General features: G+C 66.6%; 17 protein-coding genes. 7 read left to right on the top strand and 10 right to left on the bottom strand.

Annotated features, from left to right (window positions below; translation table 11 throughout):
* Window position 1: 1 nt before the first annotated feature.
* Entirely contained in the window at window positions 2-1,735 is a 1,734-nt protein-coding gene (gene kstD / locus AB4Z55_RS23500) for a 3-oxosteroid 1-dehydrogenase (protein ID WP_369520680.1), read from the bottom strand.
* Window positions 1,736-2,062: 327 nt separating this feature from the next.
* Here kstD and AB4Z55_RS23495 point away from each other — a divergent pair, with 327 nt between their 5' ends.
* Window positions 2,063-2,443: a nuclear transport factor 2 family protein gene (locus AB4Z55_RS23495; RefSeq protein ID WP_354560750.1), complete on the top strand. Its 381-nt coding sequence runs from the start codon at window positions 2,063-2,065 to the stop codon at window positions 2,441-2,443.
* A gap of 140 nt (window positions 2,444-2,583) precedes the next feature.
* Here the strand turns inward: AB4Z55_RS23495 and AB4Z55_RS23490 are convergent, their stop codons facing one another.
* Genes AB4Z55_RS23490 through AB4Z55_RS23480 form a run of 3 tightly spaced genes read right to left on the bottom strand, consistent with a single transcriptional unit; the run spans window position 2,584 to window position 5,288 of the window.
* The gene (locus AB4Z55_RS23490; RefSeq protein ID WP_369520679.1) at window positions 2,584-3,387 is read right to left on the bottom strand and encodes a MaoC/PaaZ C-terminal domain-containing protein; all 804 of its coding nucleotides are present in this window, start codon (window positions 3,385-3,387) and stop codon (window positions 2,584-2,586) included.
* Between the two features lie 56 nt (window positions 3,388-3,443).
* Window positions 3,444-3,896, bottom strand: coding sequence for a MaoC family dehydratase (locus tag AB4Z55_RS23485; RefSeq protein ID WP_369520678.1), 453 nt, complete (start codon window positions 3,894-3,896; stop codon window positions 3,444-3,446).
* Between the two features lie 36 nt (window positions 3,897-3,932).
* Window positions 3,933-5,288: an MFS transporter gene (locus tag AB4Z55_RS23480; RefSeq protein WP_354560745.1), complete on the bottom strand. Its 1,356-nt coding sequence runs from the start codon at window positions 5,286-5,288 to the stop codon at window positions 3,933-3,935.
* Between the two features lie 359 nt (window positions 5,289-5,647).
* Here AB4Z55_RS23480 and AB4Z55_RS23475 point away from each other — a divergent pair, with 359 nt between their 5' ends.
* From AB4Z55_RS23475 to AB4Z55_RS23450, 6 genes are all read left to right on the top strand, one after another.
* Window positions 5,648-6,163 (top strand): nuclear transport factor 2 family protein, encoded by a 516-nt coding sequence (locus AB4Z55_RS23475; protein ID WP_369520677.1) that lies wholly within the window; start codon window positions 5,648-5,650, stop codon window positions 6,161-6,163.
* 289 nt (window positions 6,164-6,452) lie between these two features.
* A complete protein-coding gene (locus AB4Z55_RS23470) occupies window positions 6,453-7,400 on the top strand; it encodes an SMP-30/gluconolactonase/LRE family protein (protein WP_369520676.1) in 948 nt (315 codons plus the stop codon).
* Between the two features lie 70 nt (window positions 7,401-7,470).
* A complete protein-coding gene (locus AB4Z55_RS23465) occupies window positions 7,471-8,379 on the top strand; it encodes an SDR family NAD(P)-dependent oxidoreductase (RefSeq protein ID WP_369520675.1) in 909 nt (302 codons plus the stop codon).
* Between the two features lie 34 nt (window positions 8,380-8,413).
* On the top strand, window positions 8,414-9,664 hold the full coding sequence (locus AB4Z55_RS23460) for a cytochrome P450 (RefSeq protein WP_369520674.1): 1,251 nt from the start codon (window positions 8,414-8,416) through the stop codon (window positions 9,662-9,664).
* A 9-nt stretch (window positions 9,665-9,673) separates the two neighbouring features.
* Complete coding sequence (locus AB4Z55_RS23455; RefSeq protein WP_369520673.1) at window positions 9,674-9,994, top strand: 2Fe-2S iron-sulfur cluster-binding protein; 321 nt, start codon at window positions 9,674-9,676, stop codon at window positions 9,992-9,994.
* Between the two features lies 1 nt (window position 9,995).
* Window positions 9,996-11,282, top strand: a complete 1,287-nt coding sequence (locus AB4Z55_RS23450; RefSeq protein WP_369520672.1) for an NAD(P)/FAD-dependent oxidoreductase — start codon at window positions 9,996-9,998, stop codon at window positions 11,280-11,282.
* Window positions 11,283-11,334: 52 nt separating this feature from the next.
* On the opposite strand, the gene AB4Z55_RS23445 is transcribed toward AB4Z55_RS23450, so the two are convergent.
* The 6 genes from AB4Z55_RS23445 to AB4Z55_RS23420 form a co-directional block, all read right to left on the bottom strand.
* On the bottom strand, window positions 11,335-12,306 hold the full coding sequence (locus tag AB4Z55_RS23445) for an alpha/beta hydrolase (protein WP_369520671.1): 972 nt from the start codon (window positions 12,304-12,306) through the stop codon (window positions 11,335-11,337).
* Between the two features lie 79 nt (window positions 12,307-12,385).
* Window positions 12,386-13,096, bottom strand: coding sequence for a GntR family transcriptional regulator (locus AB4Z55_RS23440; RefSeq protein ID WP_369520670.1), 711 nt, complete (start codon window positions 13,094-13,096; stop codon window positions 12,386-12,388).
* A complete protein-coding gene (locus AB4Z55_RS23435) occupies window positions 13,093-14,376 on the bottom strand; it encodes a CaiB/BaiF CoA transferase family protein (protein WP_369520669.1) in 1,284 nt (427 codons plus the stop codon). The genes AB4Z55_RS23440 and AB4Z55_RS23435 overlap by 4 nt, the downstream gene beginning before the upstream one ends.
* Complete coding sequence (locus tag AB4Z55_RS23430) at window positions 14,373-15,473, bottom strand: acyl-CoA dehydrogenase family protein (protein WP_369520668.1); 1,101 nt, start codon at window positions 15,471-15,473, stop codon at window positions 14,373-14,375. The genes AB4Z55_RS23435 and AB4Z55_RS23430 overlap by 4 nt, the downstream gene beginning before the upstream one ends.
* The gene (locus AB4Z55_RS23425; protein ID WP_369520667.1) at window positions 15,470-16,627 is read right to left on the bottom strand and encodes an acyl-CoA dehydrogenase family protein; all 1,158 of its coding nucleotides are present in this window, start codon (window positions 16,625-16,627) and stop codon (window positions 15,470-15,472) included. The genes AB4Z55_RS23430 and AB4Z55_RS23425 overlap by 4 nt, the downstream gene beginning before the upstream one ends.
* A complete protein-coding gene (locus tag AB4Z55_RS23420) occupies window positions 16,624-17,430 on the bottom strand; it encodes an enoyl-CoA hydratase-related protein (RefSeq protein WP_369520666.1) in 807 nt (268 codons plus the stop codon). Before AB4Z55_RS23420 ends, AB4Z55_RS23425 begins: the two co-directional genes overlap by 4 nt.
* Window positions 17,431-17,599 lie beyond the last annotated feature (169 nt).

The raw sequence follows: 17,599 nt of genomic DNA, 5'->3' as shown, positions 1-17,599 counted from the left end.
GTCAGACTCCTGTGGTCGCGGTCGCCTTGGCGGCGATGTCGGCGGCGGCGAGATAACCGAAGACCATCGCGGGTCCGATGGTCGCTCCCGGGCCGGCGTAGGTGTGTCCCATGACCGGCGCGCTGGTGTTGCCTGCCGCGTACAGACCTTCGATGACCGAACCGTCCGCTCGCAGTGCCCGACCCGAGGCATCCGCGTTGATCCCGCCCTTGGTGCCGAGGTCGCCGGGCACCATCTTGACCGCGTAGAACGGGCCCTTGCTGACCTCGCCGAGGCTCGGGTTGGGCTTGTTGGTGATGTCGCCGTAGTAGTGGTCGTAACCGCTTGTGCCCCGGCCGAAGTCCTCATCGACGCCCTTGCGGGCGAAGCCGTTGAACCGCTCGGTGGTCGCGGTGAGCGCGTCGGCCGGGACGCCGATCTTCTCGGCGAGTTCCGCGATGCTGTCGGCCTTCACGACTACGCCCGACTCGAACCACTTCTTGGGCAACGGCTGTCGCGCGTTGATGCCCGCGAAGAGGTAGCGGTTGCGGCAGCGCTGATCGAAGACGAGCCACGACGGCACGTTCTCGCCGGGCCCCTCGCCCTGGCCGAACTCCCCGCCGTACATCTGGTGCACCGCTTCGACATACGGCAGGGACTCGTTCATGTAGCGCTGTCCGCGCGTGTTCACCATGAAGGTGCCCGGTACCGCTCGCTCCGACAGCGCGAACCATGGACCGCGCGGCAGCGGGATCGTCGGACCCCACCAGGCGTCGTCCATGAGTGACACCGCGGCGCCGATCTTGAGTCCGGCGTTGATGCCGTCACCGGTGTTGCTGGGGGCGCCGGTGGTCCACTCGGAACCGATGGGGTCGCGCTGGTACTTCTTGCGCATCTCGTCGTTGTGCTCGAACCCGCCGCAGGCGAGGATCACGCCGTGACGGGCCCGGATCTCGACGCGCTTGCCGTCGGATTCGGCGATCACGCCGACAACGCGGCCGTCTTCGGTGATGAGGTCGGCCAGGCCGGTGTTCAACCGCACCGGGACGCCCGCCTCGCGGACGCCGAGGAGGAGTTCCGCTGCGAGAGCTGCGCCCATGGCGATCAGCTTCTTGCCGCGGCTGCGCGCCCAGAAGAACCGGCTGCCGACCTTTGCCATCCGCAGCGGACCGCGCCAATGCCGCAGGCCGGTGTTCAGCCAGCGGTAGTCCGACTGCAGGACCACCATGTTCAGCGGCGCCTTGGTGTACTGCGGGTGCAGGGTCTTCAGGTCGTCCCCGAGCCGGCGCGCGTCGAACGGGCGCGGCTCGATCGACCGTCCGGCGAGCCGGCCGCCGGGTGCCTCCGGGTAGTAGTCGGAGTAGTTCTTCACCCACTCGAGATCGAGCGGGGAGTGCGCCATCAGGAAGTCCAGCGCCTCGGGGCCGCGGTCGATGTAGGCGTCGATGCGTTCGGCCGGCGCGTGTTCGCCGATGATCGCGTGCACGTACTCGCGCGCCTTGTCGGGGGTGTCGACCACGCCGTCGCGGCGCAGCACCGAGTTGTTCGGGATCCAGACCCCGCCACCCGACCGCGACGTCGAGCCGCCCCAGTACGGCGACTTCTCGATCAGGACCGTCGACAAGCCCTTCTGAGCTGCGGTGATCGCCGCGCTCAGGCCCGCACCGCCGGCCCCCACGACGACGACGTCGAACGTCTCGGGTGCCGGGGTCTCGGATCGGGTGCTGGTCTGTTCTGGTTCGGTCGAGCCGGCCATTGGGTCCCCTTCGTGCGCGCAGCTGGAACGTGTTCTACCTGAATTAGAACACGTTTCAGAAATGGGACGCCAGGGGTGGACCCGTTCCCGTTGACCGTGCACCCGTTCCCGTCGACTGTGCGCACGTTTTCGTCGACTGTGCGTCGGTTTGCCTCGACTGTGCGACGTAGATCATCCAGTGTGCGTTGGGAGGGGCCGGCGGTGATGTCCCGCCCAGCGGACGACGGTATGTCGTCGGGCCGAACCCGCTGATTCGATGACGTGAGCCCTTCCAAGGGGCCGCGCAGAGGCCGTAGTGGATGCGCGAGACTATTCGACAGGAGTTTCATGCCTCCCTCAACCAACCAGATCCGTGATGCTGTTGCCGGGTACATCACAACTGTCAGCACCGGTACGTCGGCCGAGATCGCCGCGTTGTATGCCGAGGATGCGACGCTCGAGGATCCGGTCGGTTCCGAGATCAAAGTCGGTCGAGCGCAGATCGAGAAGTTCTACAGCGCGCTGGACTCCATCGATTCGACCGCGGAGTTGCTGACCGTCCGGTCCGGCGGGTCGACCGCGGCCTTCCACTTCCGCGTCACCTCGCACCTGCCCGACCAGACGGTTGTCGTGGAGCCCATCGATGTCATGACGTTCGATGACGATCTCAAGATCACGAGCATGCGCGCGGTCTGGGCGCCCGAGGACGTCATCGCCAGCCAGCGGTGATGATCCCCGCTGGTCCGTTGCCGTGCATCGCCAGTGCCGACGCCAAGTCATGAGAAAGGCAGTTTCGAATGTCCAGTCCTGTTGAAACGCAGACCAGGCCATGAACACGGAAACGGGTTGCTGCCGGCCCAGCCGTCCGGTCAGCGCCCGAAGGTGGCGACCGCGTTGTCGATGACGACTCCCTGAGGCCCGGACACGACGAATCCGTCTGTCGGGGAGTCGGTCACGTCGATGCGAAGCTCGTCGCCCGGGAGGACAACCGACCGGAACCGTCCCGAGAGCGAGGCCAGATCGGCGGGATGAGCGCCGCGGTGCCGCGCCAGTGCCACAACCGAGGTGGAGAGGGTGGCCAGGCCGTGCAGGATCGGACGGTCCTGGCCGATCGCACGTGCGGCCGCCGGGTCGATGTGTATTGCGTGGCGATCTCCGCACAGACGGTAGAGCGCCGCTGCGTTCTCGGCGGTGCGCACCGAGGTTGCGGGCGAGAGCGCTTCGGCGGCGGCACCACTCGTGCCGCGGTCGCCGCCGAAGCCGCCGCAACCCGGGGCGAAGATGGACCACACGGCGGTGAAGTGGTCACAGCTCACGCTGACGTCGAAGATCGCCGCCGAACCCTTGTCCCACACGTTGTCGACTCGTGCGGAAAGCGTCGCCTGACCCGCGGGCGGCAGCTCGTCGTGGACGATGAGCTGCTGGGAGCCGTGAAGCGACGTCCCGACGGGAAACGCTCCCTGTGAGCCGAGCTCGTCCGGGGCCCACTGACCGAGGGTGAGTCCGAAGGTCGGGAGCACGCGGAGCTCCCGCTCGTACACGAGGTCGAGATCATCGGCGCGCGCACCGACAGCCAATGCGAACAAGATCGCGTCGCGTTCGTCCCAGTGCACGGTGCGCGAGCCCAGATCGCGACCTATCCAGTCGACTGCCGAGTGTGTCGAAGTTGTCATCACGGTCCCTTTTCGTTGTCCTGGAGCGCCATTCGCCCACGGTCTCGTCGATTCCCTCAGAAGATCAGGAGCCGCAGATTCTGGGCTACACAGGCCGGTTCGGTCTCACCCTCGATCTCAACCGTGGTGGTGATGATCAGTCGGACGCCCTTCGGTGTTTCCTCGACCGAGGTGAACACCGCGTTCGCGCGGACACGAGCACCCACTCTGACCGGGTTCGGAAACCGAAGGCTGTTGATTCCGTAATTCAGTGTCAGCCTCGGACCTTCGATCGCGAAGATGCCTCCGATCAGCGACGACAGCAACGACATGGTCAGATTGTCGTGTGCAATGGTGGACCCGAATGGGCCCGCCGCGGCCCTGTCCGGATCGACATGATTCCACTGGTGATCGCCGGTCGCGTTCGCGAACGCATCGATGCGTTCCTGCGAGATCTCCAGCCAGGCACTGGAACCGAGTTCTTCGCCGATGGCCGATCTCATCTCATCGAGGCTGGTGAAGGTTCGCATGGGCGGGTCCCCCTTCCGATACCGAGCTGTTGCTGGTCACCTGTCAGCGTGTTTCGAAGAGAGATCAGGGTGGGCCGCGCCCACCGGTCTCGGCAATGTCAGCGCCATCAGCAGCCCTGCTACCGCGACTGCGGCGATGACGAGGTAAACCGTGGTGAATCCGGACGAGTCGTAGAAACTCGCGCCCTCGGCTACCACAGCTATGTGAGAGTTGTTCAGTACCGCGAATACCACCACGGTGATGACGGCAGTGAACACTCCCTGGTTCACCGACATCACGCTCGCCGTTGTCGCCTGGTGTCTGGGTTCGACGAATTCGATGAGGAGATTCGGGACGGATGCGTATCCCATGCCCTGCCCGAATCCGCATAGCCCGGCGCCGATCACGATGGTCAGCAACGAGTGATGGTCGACGGCCAACAATCCGAATCCACACGCGCTGAGCGCGAGTCCGACAACAACAGTGAGGCGCGGACGAAGGCCGCGCGTCACCAGCCAGCCGACGAGTAGACCGCCCACGACGATCGCGATGACGACAGGAAGTTTGTAGATGCCGTAGGTCGTGGTGTCGTAACCCCAGCCATAGCCCAGTTGGAGGGACGGTGGAGTCATGATCAACAGCGGTAGCAACACGCCGGTGAGTCCGGAGACGCCATAAACCACTCCGGCGATCAGCGTCGTCAGCAGCACAGGTCGTCGCGCGAGCACGTATGTGTCGATCAGCGGTTCGGGTAGCACGCGGGAGAAGACGAACCATCCGCACAGAAGGGCGATTCCGCCGAGCAGGAACGCCAGCGTCGAGCCCGATGCCCAACCCCACGAGGGGCCGAAACTCACTGCAACGAGAACAGCCGCGATACCGGCGCCGAGCAGGGCGGCCCCAGTGGTGTCGACCCGAGCGTGCACGCGCACCGGAGATTCCGGGACCAGAAAGCGCACCAGGGCGGCGAACGGCACCATTGCGCACAACATGAACCAGAAGATGCTGCGAAAACCGAAGGTGTCTATCAGCCAACCGGTCAGAAACGGTGCGGGAATCGCTACGAGTCCCAGGCCGCTGGTGACAATACTGATGGCCAGCGGAACGGTGCGGGCCGGGAACACATCGCGGATGATTAGGTAGCTCAGGAACATGCACGGGACGAAGAAGCCGAAGAAGGTACGTCCGGCAACCATCATCGCGTAGTTTGCCGCCATCGCCGAAACCAGCGCGCCCAGCGCGGCGATCGCCACAGAGACAAGCAACATCAATCGTTTGCCATGGAGGTCCGCGAGTTTGGCCACGATGGGCGAGACAACTGCGCCGGCCAGCATGAACGCTGTCACCATCCACGCGGTTTGCGTGGTCTGGAAGCTGCGACTGATGGCGGGTAGGGCTGTCGAGACCATCATGTAAGAAATCGAGCAGACCTCGAGGAGTGCCACGATCGCGGCGAGCCCGAAGCAGACTCGGGGCGACCATCCCGGAGCTCGCCAGGAGTCAACGACTTCGGGTTGAATCTGACTGTTGTTGTCTGAGTGGGGAAGTGACGACACGGATTGGCCCTCTGCTGTTGTCGGATGAGGAGATTGACATCGTGTGAAGTCCACTGCATTCGATCGCGGAGGGCGGTCGGCGTCGAGCGACACTTCCGCTGACCGGGACAGGACTCGACGCCGAAGTCTGCGCTGCGAAAACGTCGTTCGAATTGCTCCCGGTGACCGGACACAGAGGCGGCGGCGAGCGGACCTCCGGAAATAGCGTCCGACGTATGACAAACACATGGACACGACAGGAACTCGAAGAGGCGTATCAGACGTGGTTCGCCACCATCAATCGTGCGGGTTCGGGGGAGGGGAGCTGGCGGGACTTCCTCGACCTGTTCACCGACGATGTCGTCTATCACGAGCAGATGGCGGGGGAACTGAAGGGCAAGGAGGGGATCTGGGCGTGGGCCGAACCGAGCCTCGCGACGTTCCCGGGTTCGCACACCGAAAGCTTCCCGGAGTACTGGCACGTCATCGACGAGACCAACGGGACGATCGTGGCACGGCTCGACAACGTGATGAGCGATCCCGGTGACGGAAGTCGATTCGGAGCCCCGCACATCAGCGTCCTCACCTACGCGGGAGACGGGAAGTTCTCGCAACAGCAAGATGTCTACGACGTCACGAGTTTCCTGGATCTGATCAAGGCCTGGGGTCGGCGGGCGATGGAACTCGGCACCTTCGACGACGAACAGCGAGCGTGGTTCGCGCAGGTCTACCCCGAGACCGTCCCCGACTGAACGGTTCCAGGCGGCGCGGGGCGGCGGTCGGCGTCCACTGAATGGGACGCCCCCGACCGCCCCGCCGCCAAGCACCTAGTGTTCGTCCCGTGCGCATCCCTGTGACCCAGTTCACGGTTTCCGGCGACAAGCCGGGCGGGGTATGGGCGTCGCGAACCGAACGTCGAGAGCAACCGGGGGCGGCGGAAACGGAGCACGCCGTGACGGCCCGCGCCGCCGACCGCTGGAACGCTCACACCGACTCTCGCACAACAGTTGTCAACAGTTCGACCCCACGGAAGGTTCACCGATGACCAGTCCCGTCGATACCGTCGCAGCGGCCGTTGCCGCCGCGGACGCGCCCACCTTCGAGGCCCGCAAGATCTCGACCGGCTACTCCTGGCCGGAATGCCCACGCTGGCACGACGGTGCCTTCTGGTTCTCGGACATGTACACCGGGACACTCAAGACCCTCGACGCCGACGGCAACGCGACCGTGGTCGTCGACGCCACCGGGCGGTCCGCGAACACCGACGTCCCCATCGTCCTGGGCGGATTCGGCTGGCTGCCCGACGGTCGTCTCATCGTGAACTCGATGCACGAACAGAAGGTCCTCGTCCACGGCGGCAACGGGCCGGCCGATCTCACCGAGTACGCCGACGTCAGCGAGTTCGCGATCAAGGCCGTCAACGACATGGTCGTCGACGCCGACGGCCGGGCGTACATCACCCAACTCGGCTTCGACATCTTCCAGGGGGAGACCCCGATCACCTCGCCGCTGATCGTAGTCGACCCCGACGGCACCGTCTCGAAACCAGCGGGTGTCCCGGAGATGAACTGCGGCAACGGTATCGCGATCAGCGCCGACGGCACCAAACTCTTCGTGGCCGAGGTGATGGCGCAGAAGATCACCGTGATCGACCGCACCTCCGACGGAACCCTCTCGAATGCGCGGGATTTCGCCACCTGCCCGTTCATGCCGGACGGCATCGGGCTCGACGAGGAAGGCGGGGTCTGGGCAGCCATGCCGGGTGGCGGTTACGTCGCCCGGTTCACCGAGGACGGTCTGACCGACGCAGTCCCGATGCCCCTCGAGGGGGGTATTGCGTCCGCGTGCCTGCTCGGCGGACCCGATCGCAGCACGCTCTACATGACGGTCGGGTACGAGGTCTTCGACTTCGAGAAGTCCGCCCGCGAAGCTCTCGGCGGGATCTTCGTCGCCGACGTCAAGAACCACGGCGGCCAGACGCGGCCCTGACCCGGCCGGACCGGGAATTCATCTCCTCGGATCGCACACCTCAACGTTCAACCCATTTCAAGGACGACAAATGACAGCACAACTCGACTTCACCGATCGCGTCGTGATCGTGACCGGCGCGGGCCGCGGCATCGGCCGCGCGCATGCGCTTCTGCTGGCCTCACGCGGCGCCTCGGTCGTGGTCGGCGACCTCGGCTCGACCACCGACGGCTCCGGGGTGGAATCGGGTGACCCGGCCGCCGACGTCGTCGCGGAGATCGCCGCAGCCGGCGGCAAGGCGGTCGCGGTGAACTCCGATATCACGACCGACGAGGGTGCAACCGCACTCGTCGACGCTGCGATCTCGAACTTCGGCCGGCTCGACGCCGTGATCAACAACGCGGGAATCGTGCGGGCGGCACCATTCCGTGACGTGCCCGACGAGGAGTACCAGCGGCACCTCGACGTGCACTACCTCGGGCCGATGCGGCTGCTGCGCGCCGCGTGGCCGCATCTGCTCGAGTCGCCGGCCCCGCGCGTGGTCAACACGATCTCGCAGGCGATGCTGGGAAATCCCGGAATGTCGCATTACGGCGGGTCGAAGGGCGCGTTGTTCGGCCTCACCCGCAACCTCGCGCTCGAGGGCCTCGAAGCGGGCGTCAAGGTGAATGCCATTGCCCCCGGCGCAGGTACCCGCATGGCCGAAGCCGCGGCCGACACGCTCTCGCCGGAGATCATGGAGTACATGCGAACTCAGCTGCTCCCGGAGCACGTCGCCCCGGTGGCCGCGTTTCTTGTCCACCCGTCGTGCGAGACGACCGGCGAGGTGTTCAACGTCGCCGGCGGCATCGTGAACCGGCTCGCCCTCGTGAACACCGTGGGCATCCACGATCCCTCGCTCACGGTCGAGACCGTCGCCGAGCAGTGGGAACAGATCATGGCCGTCACCCCCGACGCGATCCCGCAGGTCGTCGCGCCCGCCCAGATGCCGGTCTCCTGACCGTCCGAACAGCCCCGATTTCTGGAGTACCGACATGAGCACAACCGAAGCCACCCCGACGACGAACACCGAGTATCCGTTCGCCGCCGTTCCGCCGGACGAGGCCGCCGCGCGGTATCGGGCGATCGCCGCCGATCGTCCGATGACGAAGATGACGATGCCCTACGGCGGGGACGTCTGGGTCATCCACCGCAACGCAGCTGCCCGCGAGATGCTCGGTGACGGACGGTTCGTCCGCAAGCCGTTCCGTACCGGCGAGCGGGTGGTCCCGTACTTCGTCGAGTTCCCCGACTTCCTGAAGTCGACCCTTCAGTTCGAGGACCCGCCCCACCACACCAAGTTGCGAAAGCTGGTGCAGCGGTCCATCTCCCCGAAGCGGGTCAAGGCCATGCGGGATTCGGCGGTCGAGTATGCCAACCAGCTGATCGATGCGATGATCGACAAGAGGGGCGAGAACCTCGACCCCGTCAATCTCGTCTCCGAATACGCTGTCGCGCTCCCGATCCAGATGATCTCGAACCTGCTCGGGGTGCCGCCGGAGGACCGGGCGAAGTTCCAGAAGTGGAGTTCGGCGAGTTTGTCCACCTCGAACATGTCCGAGGACGAGGTCATGTCGAACATGGGCGAGCTGTTCGGATACATCGTCGAGCTGATCGAGAAACGCCGACAGGACCCGCGCGAGGATCTGATCAGCGACCTCGCGAATGCCCGTGACAAGGACGACAGCCTCACCGACGGTGAAATCCTGCCCATCGCGATGCTTCTCGTGATCGCTGGCTTCGACAACACCGCGAACTTCATCTGCTTGGGCGTGCTGACGTTGTTGCGTAACCCCGATCAGCTCAAGGTCTTCTTGGGTGACCCGGACGGTCTTGCACCCACGACCGTCGAAGAGGTGCTTCGTTTCGGTCGCTTCGCCATCGACGACAAGATCGCCGGGGGAAGCGGTTTGGTACCGTTCGTCGCCACCGAGGATGTGGAGATCGACGGGCACCTCATCGCCGAAGGCGAGGCCGTCCTGGTCGACCCGGCATCCACTAATCACGATGGGATCGTGATCGAGAGTGATGCTGAGCCCTTCGACGTCACCCGTCCCAACAATCCGCATCTGACCCTGAGTTACGGACTGCACCACTGCCTCGGCGCGCCGCTGGCACGGATGGAGATGCAGGTGGGTCTCGCCGAACTGTTCAAGCGCTTCCCGGAGTTGAGACTTGCCGGCGAGGTCGTCGTCGACGACACCAACCTCACCCAGCCGGTCACCAACCTCCCTGTCACCTGGTAGGAGGACCTCGTGCCCAAGGTGTTCTACACACAACCAGACGGCGCCGAGAAGATCATCGACGCATCGGTTGGTGACTCGGTGATGGCGACAGCAGTCCGTCACGGTGTGACCGGGATCGTCGGCCAGTGCGGCGGGACGCTGTCGTGCGCGACCTGTCACGTCTATCTCGACCCGGCCGAGATGGACAACTTCGGCGCACCGAGTGAGGACGAGGACGACATGCTCGAGTGCACGGCCTCCGACCGGGAGGACAACTCGAGGCTTTCCTGTCAGCTCACCCTGTCCGAGGGCGTCGATGTCCACGTCACCATTCCGGACGAGCAGGTCTGACGTGACCGTCGGACCCGACCGCCTCACCGGTTCGCAGGCGCCGACCCCGCGCAGTGTCGCGGTGGTCGGTGCCTCGCACGCCGCCGTCCACTTCGCCGACCGGCTGCGCGCGATCGGGTATACCGGTGACCTCACGCTGATCTCGCACGAGACCCACCTCCCGTACCAGCGTCCGCCGCTGTCCAAGGCGATGCTCAAGGGGGAGGCCTCTGCGGACTCGGTGCTGCTGCGCGACCCCGCGTACTACAGCGACAACGGCATCGAGCTCCGCATCGGGACCGACGTCGTCGGGGTCACGCGCACCGATGGGCGGTACACGCTCGAGATGATTCGTGAGAACCGTGCGGAGACACTCTCCGTCGATCGACTGGTCCTGGCGACCGGGGCGCGCGCACGAACCCTCGACCTGCCGGGGGCGGACCATCCCGATGTCCTGGTGCTCCGCGAGATGGACGACGCGCACCGCCTCCTGTCCCGGGTGGCACGGGGTCCGGTCGCGGTGATCGGCGGAGGTTTCATCGGGCTCGAGGTCGCCGCCACCGCACGCGGTCTCGGTGCCGACGTCACGGTGATCGAGGCAGGCGATCGCCTGCTCGCACGGGCGGTCGGTCCGTCGACGGCCGAGACCCTGCTGTCCGCTCACCGGGCGATGGCGACCGAGGTCGAACTGGGCGCCGTGCCGGTCGAGATCATTGCCGATGGCGAACGTCTCGTCGGAGTTCGCCTCGACGACGGACGGCTGATCACGGCCGCAACGGTTCTGGTCGGCGTAGGCGCGAGTCCGCGTACCGAGCTCGCCGAACAGCTGGGTCTCGACACCGACGGGGGTGTCGTCGTCGACGGCAACTGCCTTGCGTCGGACGGAGAGACACTCGCCATCGGCGACTGCACCATCCATGTCGCCGAGAGCGGTCGGCGGTTCCGGTTGGAATCGGTCGACAACGCCACCGAGCAGGCGACCGTCGCGGCAAGCGTCATCGCCGGCACGGAGGTCCCGCCGCGCGGGACGCCGTGGTTCTGGTCGGATCAGGGCGATCAGAAGCTGCAGATCGTAGGACTCATCGGCGGGCTCACGTCGGTGCTCGTCCGGGTCGATCCCGAACGTCCCCGTCGCCGCGTCGCGCTGTACTTTGCCGACGACGCGCTCGTCGCGGCCGAGTGTCTGAACTCGCCTGCCGACTTCGTCGCGCTCCGGTCGGCCCTTGCTCGGGGGTTCCGTCCGTCCGCGGCGATGCTGGCCGATACGTCGGTGCCACTCAAGAAGCTGCTGGCGCCGGTTCGGGCCTGACCCTCCTCGCTGCCGCCGGCTCTGCGCGCGGCAACCGATTCGCCTCCCGACGTCAGGACGTCTGGGAGGCGAATCTCGCAGCGACCAGTGCGCCGACCTCGGTCATCGCCAGGCGCGCCCGCGCCACCGACGCGGTCTGCATCGCAAACCCGTGTCCGACACCGGGATACCGCAGCTGCGCGACCTGGACTCCCGCATCGCGCAGGCGGTCACCGTACAGCTCGACGCTGTCGCGGATCGGGTCCCCTTGTCCGACGGCGATGATCGCCGGCGGGAGACCGGCCAGGTTCTCGGCGATCGCCGGTGTGCCGTACTCGTCGTCGAGGGACGGGTCCTCACCCAGGTACATGTTCTTCATCCAGTCGATGTCCTCAGCGGTGAGGAACACGCTGTCACCGAACTCCCGCATCGACGCGGTGTCGTCGCGGCGTGCGATACCCGGATAGAACATCACCTGCTGGGCGATTCGCGGGCCACCGGTGTTCCGGCTGCGTAGCGCGGTGGACGCGGCGAGCCCGCCTCCGGCGCTGTCGCCGCCGACTCCGATCCGCGTCGGATCGACACCGAGGTCGTCTGCGCGGTGGTGTGTCCACTCGAGTGCGGCGTAGGCGTCGTCATTGCCTGCGGGATAACGATGTTCGGGGGCGAGGCGATAGTCGACGTTGATCAACACCGCACCGGTGGTATGGGCCACATCGCGCGCGAGTCGGTCGAAGGAGTCGAGCGAACCCATGATCATGCCGCCGCCGTGATACCAGACGAGCGCGGGCGCGCCGACGGTAGGCGCGACGTGGGGGCGATAGATCCGCAACGGAATCGGCCCGTGTGGGCCGTCGGCAGTCGCGTCTTCCACCGAGGCCATGTCCGGGCCCGGTGGCCGCACTATCGATTCGAGCATCTCCCGGGTCGTCTCGACGCCGCGCTGCCATGAGGCGGGGGCGCGTGCCGCGATCATCCGGTCGACGATCACGGCGACGTCCGGATCCCAGGGCGGGCCGGCGTCGTGCGGTGTACTCGCGGTCATCTCTGGTGTCACCTCGGTCATGTTGTGCAGTACGTCGTCCGGCGACTGCGCGGGTTCGGGTGGCGTCGTCTGCGGGGCGTCACATTTCGGGTCGCTCGCCTGTGGTTCTCGGTGACGCGGCGCCCAGCATCACACCCGTGCTCGTCTCGCCGCCCTGACGGTGCACGTTCATCAACTCGATCAGACGGTGGTTGTCGCCGGCGACGAGCGCATCGACCATGGCGTCGTGTTCCGCGCACACCTTGCGGCGTACGTCGGCGTCGTACAGATAGGCGGCGTGATAGGGCATGGCCAGGTTCCAGAGTCGCCGCAGCTCCGCGACGACCAGGGACAGGGGCGACCGCTCGAAGACGGCGAAGTGGAACGTCTGGTTGCGCAGCCGCATCTCGAGGATGTCGGCGGCCTCGGCCGCTTCCGCGACGAGGTCGCGGAGTTCGCTGATTTCGTCGAGCGCGGCTTCGTCGAGTCTCGGCAGCACGGCGAGGACCTCCCGCTCGAGAGCGGCTCGCATGAGATAGATCTGGTCGAACTCCGACTGGTTGAGCCGCGCGACGGTGTAACCGACGTTGTGCTCGTGTTGGACAAGCCCCTCGGAGGTGAGCTGGCGGAGCCCTTCACGGATGGGTAGCCGACTGACACCGAGGCGTTCGGCCATCAGCTCCTGCCGGATCGGCTGTCCGGGAAGCAGTTCGCCGGTGACGATCATCCGCTCGAGTTCGGCGACGACGCGAGTGGCCGCACGTGACACCGCGGGCTTGCCCGAACCGCCGCCCATCGCAACTCCGGTCATGCGTCGCCGAACACCCCCGCAGTGCGCAGCATCGCCAACCGCTCGGCGTCGTATCCCATGGCTTCGAGGACCTCACCGGTGTGCGCGCCCCTGGCCGCTGCCGGACGTGGTGACCGGTGACCTGCGTCGCTCAACGAGATCGGCACGCCGACACCGCGATAGTCGTCGGTCTCGAGGAACAGGCCACGGTGCCGGACCTGTGCCGAGGTGAGGGCTTCGTCGATGGTGTTCACCGAACTGGCGGGTACCCCGGCGGCTTCGAGGCGGGCCGCGAGGTCGGCGCGATCGTGTTCGGCGATACGTTCTCCCAGTGTGGCAGCGAGGATCTCGCGGTGGGCGTAGCGGTCCTTGTTCGAGGCGAAGCGGGGATCGTCGGCGAGGTGTGCGATGCCGAGTGTTTCGACCAGGGAACGGAACTGGCGGTCGTTGGCGGCGCTGACGAAGAAGTCGCCATCGCGGGCGGGAAATACCTGGTACGGCACGACGGTCGGGTGGAAGTCCCCGGTGCGCTGCGGGACTCCGCCGCCGGCAATCCAGTTCGCCGCATGGGGATGGAGAAGCGAGATGACCGAGTCGAGCAGGGTCATGTCGACCAGTTGTCCGCGTCCGCTGCGTTCGCGCGCGAGGAGAGCCAGCAGGATGCCGCTCACCGCCATGTTCGCCGCGACGATGTCGACGATGGGAACTCCGACGCGCAACGGGCTGCCGTCGGGGTAGCCGTTGATGCTCATCAGACCGCCGAACGACTGGAGTACCGCATCGTAGCCTGGGAGCCCGCCCATCGGTCCGTCCACACCGAAGCCGGTGATGCGGCAATACACCAGCCCGGGATGCCGCTCGGCGAGGACCGTCTCGTAATCGAAGCCCCAGCGGGCCATCGTGCCCGCCTTGAAGTTCTCGATCACCACGTCGGCTCCCGCGAGAAGGTCGGCGAGGACCGCGCGTCCTTCCTCGGTCCGCAGATCCAGGCAGATGTTCTCTTTGCTGTGGTTCAGGCTGTTGTAGTACGCGCTGCTGGTGTCGTCGTCGACGAACGGCGGTCCCCAGCCCCGGGTCTCGTCGCCGCTCGGGGCCTCGACCTTGATCACCTCGGCACCGTGGTCAGCGAGCGTCTGTGCGCAGTAGGGCCCGGCGAGCACCCGGCTCAGATCGAGGACGCGGACGCCGGTCAGTACGCCGTTGCCCTCCGCGTTGTCGGCGGCCCGCCAGGCGGCCCGCGGGTTCACCGCGGGCGTCGGCCCGGGTGCGGTGTCGTCACCGACCGAAATCGTCGTGCTCACTGCGAAGTCCGTTCTGTCGATGTGGGATCGATGCCCGAAGTCGTTGCGGTGCCGGTGATCAGGGCCCACGGGTCGGAATCGTCGTCGAGGATCTGTGCGGCGATCACGTCCGCCCACTCGTGCTCGGTGCCGTAGCGGTCGCGCCACGCCCACAACGCGGTGGTCGAGCGTCCGAGCGGGTGCTCGGAGGTGAAGCCGATGGCACCGTGGATCTGATGACCCGCCGCAGCGACCTCGTGGCTGTATAGCGATGTGACGACTTTCGCTGCCGCAGTGGCACTTCGCGCGGGTCGCGGATCACTCGACGCCACCGCGGCGGCCCGGCGACACGCGATCTCCATCATGGTCGTCGATGCGGCCATCGAAGCGAGTCGTTGCTGGATCGCCTGGAACTTGGTCAGCGGCCTGCCGAACTGGGTCCGCTCGGAGGCGTAGTGCACGGTCCGGTCGCGGACCGTTCCGGCAGCTGCCGCCATCGCGGCGGCATAGACGAGCGCACCGCGCTGTCTCAGGTCGGCGGCGGTGACCGGGCAGTCCGCAGTGGTCGCCGGGACAGAGTCCAGGGTGACGGTGCCGATCGAGGCGCCCAGGAGGTCGCTCCCTCCGGTCACCGACACGCCGTCGTGGGCCAGCGAGATGGTCGCCACGCGAGCGCCGGAGTTCTCGGTCTCGGGGACAAGGATGACGAGCGATGACGCCGGGGACACGTGGACGACGTCGCGGACGGTGCCGGTCACGCGCAGTGGCTCGAAGGATTCGTCGACGACGAATCCGGCGTCGGCCACCCCGATCGTCGCGGTGCCCTGACCGAGTTCATGTCCGGTCGTTCCGGACAACCACGCGGCGAGCATCGCATGATCGATGAACGGGACGAGCGCGCCGCTCCCGATCACCGTGGACAGCACCGCGATCGCGTCGGCGGTGTCGCATCCGTGACCGCCGGCCTCGGTCGGGACGTCCACCGAGGTGAAGCCCGCCTCGACGAGCGCAGCCCATAGTGCGTCCGACACCCCCCGAGCGGGGGTCTCGGTGTCGATGTCGATGCGGTCCAGCATCGAGCGGGTCGCCGCGATCAATTCATCGGCCAGGTCGCTCATCGAATCCCCAATCCACGCGCGACGATCCCGCGCAAGATCTCGTTCGTTCCGCCCCGCAGGGTGAACGCCGGTGTGTGTAGGACACTCTGCGCGAGCAGGCGCTCGAACGGGGTGCCTCCGTCGCGGCGGGCGATGGTCCCGGAGGAGCTGCGGATCGCATTGACCAGATCACCCTCGAAGGTGGAGCCCAGGTCCTTGACCATCGCGGCGAGGACATCCGGCTTGCCCCCCGCGGACAGCTCATCGGCCACCTGCAGCGACATTCCGCGCAGTGCCCACGCCACGGCGGTGAGCGTTCCGAGTGTCGTGCGTTGCTCGGGTGTCGCGCCATGTGCACGCAGATGGCCGGCCCAGGCGCGGAGCAGGGGCATCGTGCTCAGGTACCGCTCCGGTCCGGAACGCTCGAAGGCGAGTTCGCCCATGACCTGGGCCCAGCCGCGGCCGCGTTCGCCGAGCAGCGCCGACTTGTCGACGACCGCGTCGTGGAAGATGACCTCGTTGAAATGCGCCTGCCCGTCGATGCTCCGGATGGGCCGGATCTCGATGTCCGGGTGGGGGAGGTCGACAACGAGTTGGGACAGCCCCTGTTGACGGTCATCGGGGACGCCGTCGGTGCGTGCCAGCAGCACCATCGCGTGCGCGAGGTGGGCGCCGGTGGTCCAGACCTTGGTGCCGCTGACCGTCCACGAGTCACCATTGTCGACGGCGCGCGTGCGAACGGCAGCCAGGTCGGAACCGGCGTCCGGCTCACTCATGCCGATGGCGAAAAAGATCGTGCCGGAGGCGATCCCGGGCAGGTACCGTCGCTTCTGCTCCTCGGTTCCGTTCGCGAGGATGCCCGGTGCCATCTGGCGGTCGGCGATCCAGTGGGCGGCCACGGGGGCGCCGTGTGCGAGCAGCTCCTCGGTGACCACGAAACGTTCGACCGGCGTGCGGCCGTGGCCGCCGTACTCGGTCGGCACGGTCATACCGACCCACCCACGCTCGCCCAGGCGGCTACTGAAGCCGGGATCGAATCCGGTCATCCAGCTGTCGACATCGGGGACGAAACCGCCACTATCGATCTCGTCGCGGAGGAATGCGCGAACCTCGGACCGGAGTGGTTCGAGGTCGTCGGTGGTCACCGAGCGCCGCGGCGAGGAGGTGGTCGTCACTGCTTCGGGCCCCGCGACGACCAGGCCTGCTGCCCCTTTCGGGACATCGACCACATCTGCACTCCGCGTTCAATTTCCAGGGCCGACGACCAGCTGACCGCCGGCGGACCGAGTTCGAGTCGGGCGCTGGTCATGATCCGACGGGTCAGTTCTGGATCGCGTGCGGCCGGCCCGGTCAGCCCGTCGACGAGTGCGGGCAGTTCCTCGGCGGGGACGGCGGCGTGTGCGAGACCCTTCGCGACCGCCTCGGCGCCGGTGAGGCTCTGTCCGCAGGCGGCAATGGCGATCGTCGCCGACCAGCCCACCGCTCGCCCGAGCAGGGACAGGTGTCCGCCACCGGGATGGATGCTGCGCGCGAGGAACCCACTGTCGAGAACCGAGTCTGGGGTGGTGACGAGGATGTCGGTGGCCAGCGCGAGGTTCAGGCCGGCCCCGACGGCACCGCCGACGACCACCGAGATGGTGGGTACCGGCAAAGAGCCGACCCGCACGAACGCGCCGTAGACCGCCGACGTGCGTGAGACCGCCTCGGGCGAGGCGGGATCTGATGAAGAGGTCGCCAGATCGCGGGTGTCTGCGCCGCTGCAGAAGTACTGGCCCGCCGCGTCGACGACCACGGCTCCGATCGTCGGATCGTCGGTCACCCGGTCGCAGAACTCGTCGATCGCCGCTGCCATCGTGAGACTGATCGCGTTCTTGCGTCGCGGGTTGTTGAGGGTCAGACGCGCGACGCCATCGGTCACCGAGGTGAGAACCGGCGGAGCATCGGTATCGGGCTGGGTACTGATTCCTTCTGACGTCATGTCGCCGACCCTAACAAGATGGGATCAGAAATTGTATCCAATCACAGGGGTCTGCTCATTGTCCCCGGTAGGGCGTGTTCGGGTCGCCCGCTCAATGGGACGGACCGACCGGCAGAGGTCGGGAACGGCACTACTGTGCGGCGAACGACGTGGCTCAGCGCAGGTGGGC

This window comes from Gordonia sp. ABKF26 (assembly GCF_041103195.1).
GTDB lineage: Bacteria > Actinomycetota > Actinomycetes > Mycobacteriales > Mycobacteriaceae > Gordonia > Gordonia terrae.
This window is presented reverse-complemented; position numbering and strand designations above follow the sequence as displayed.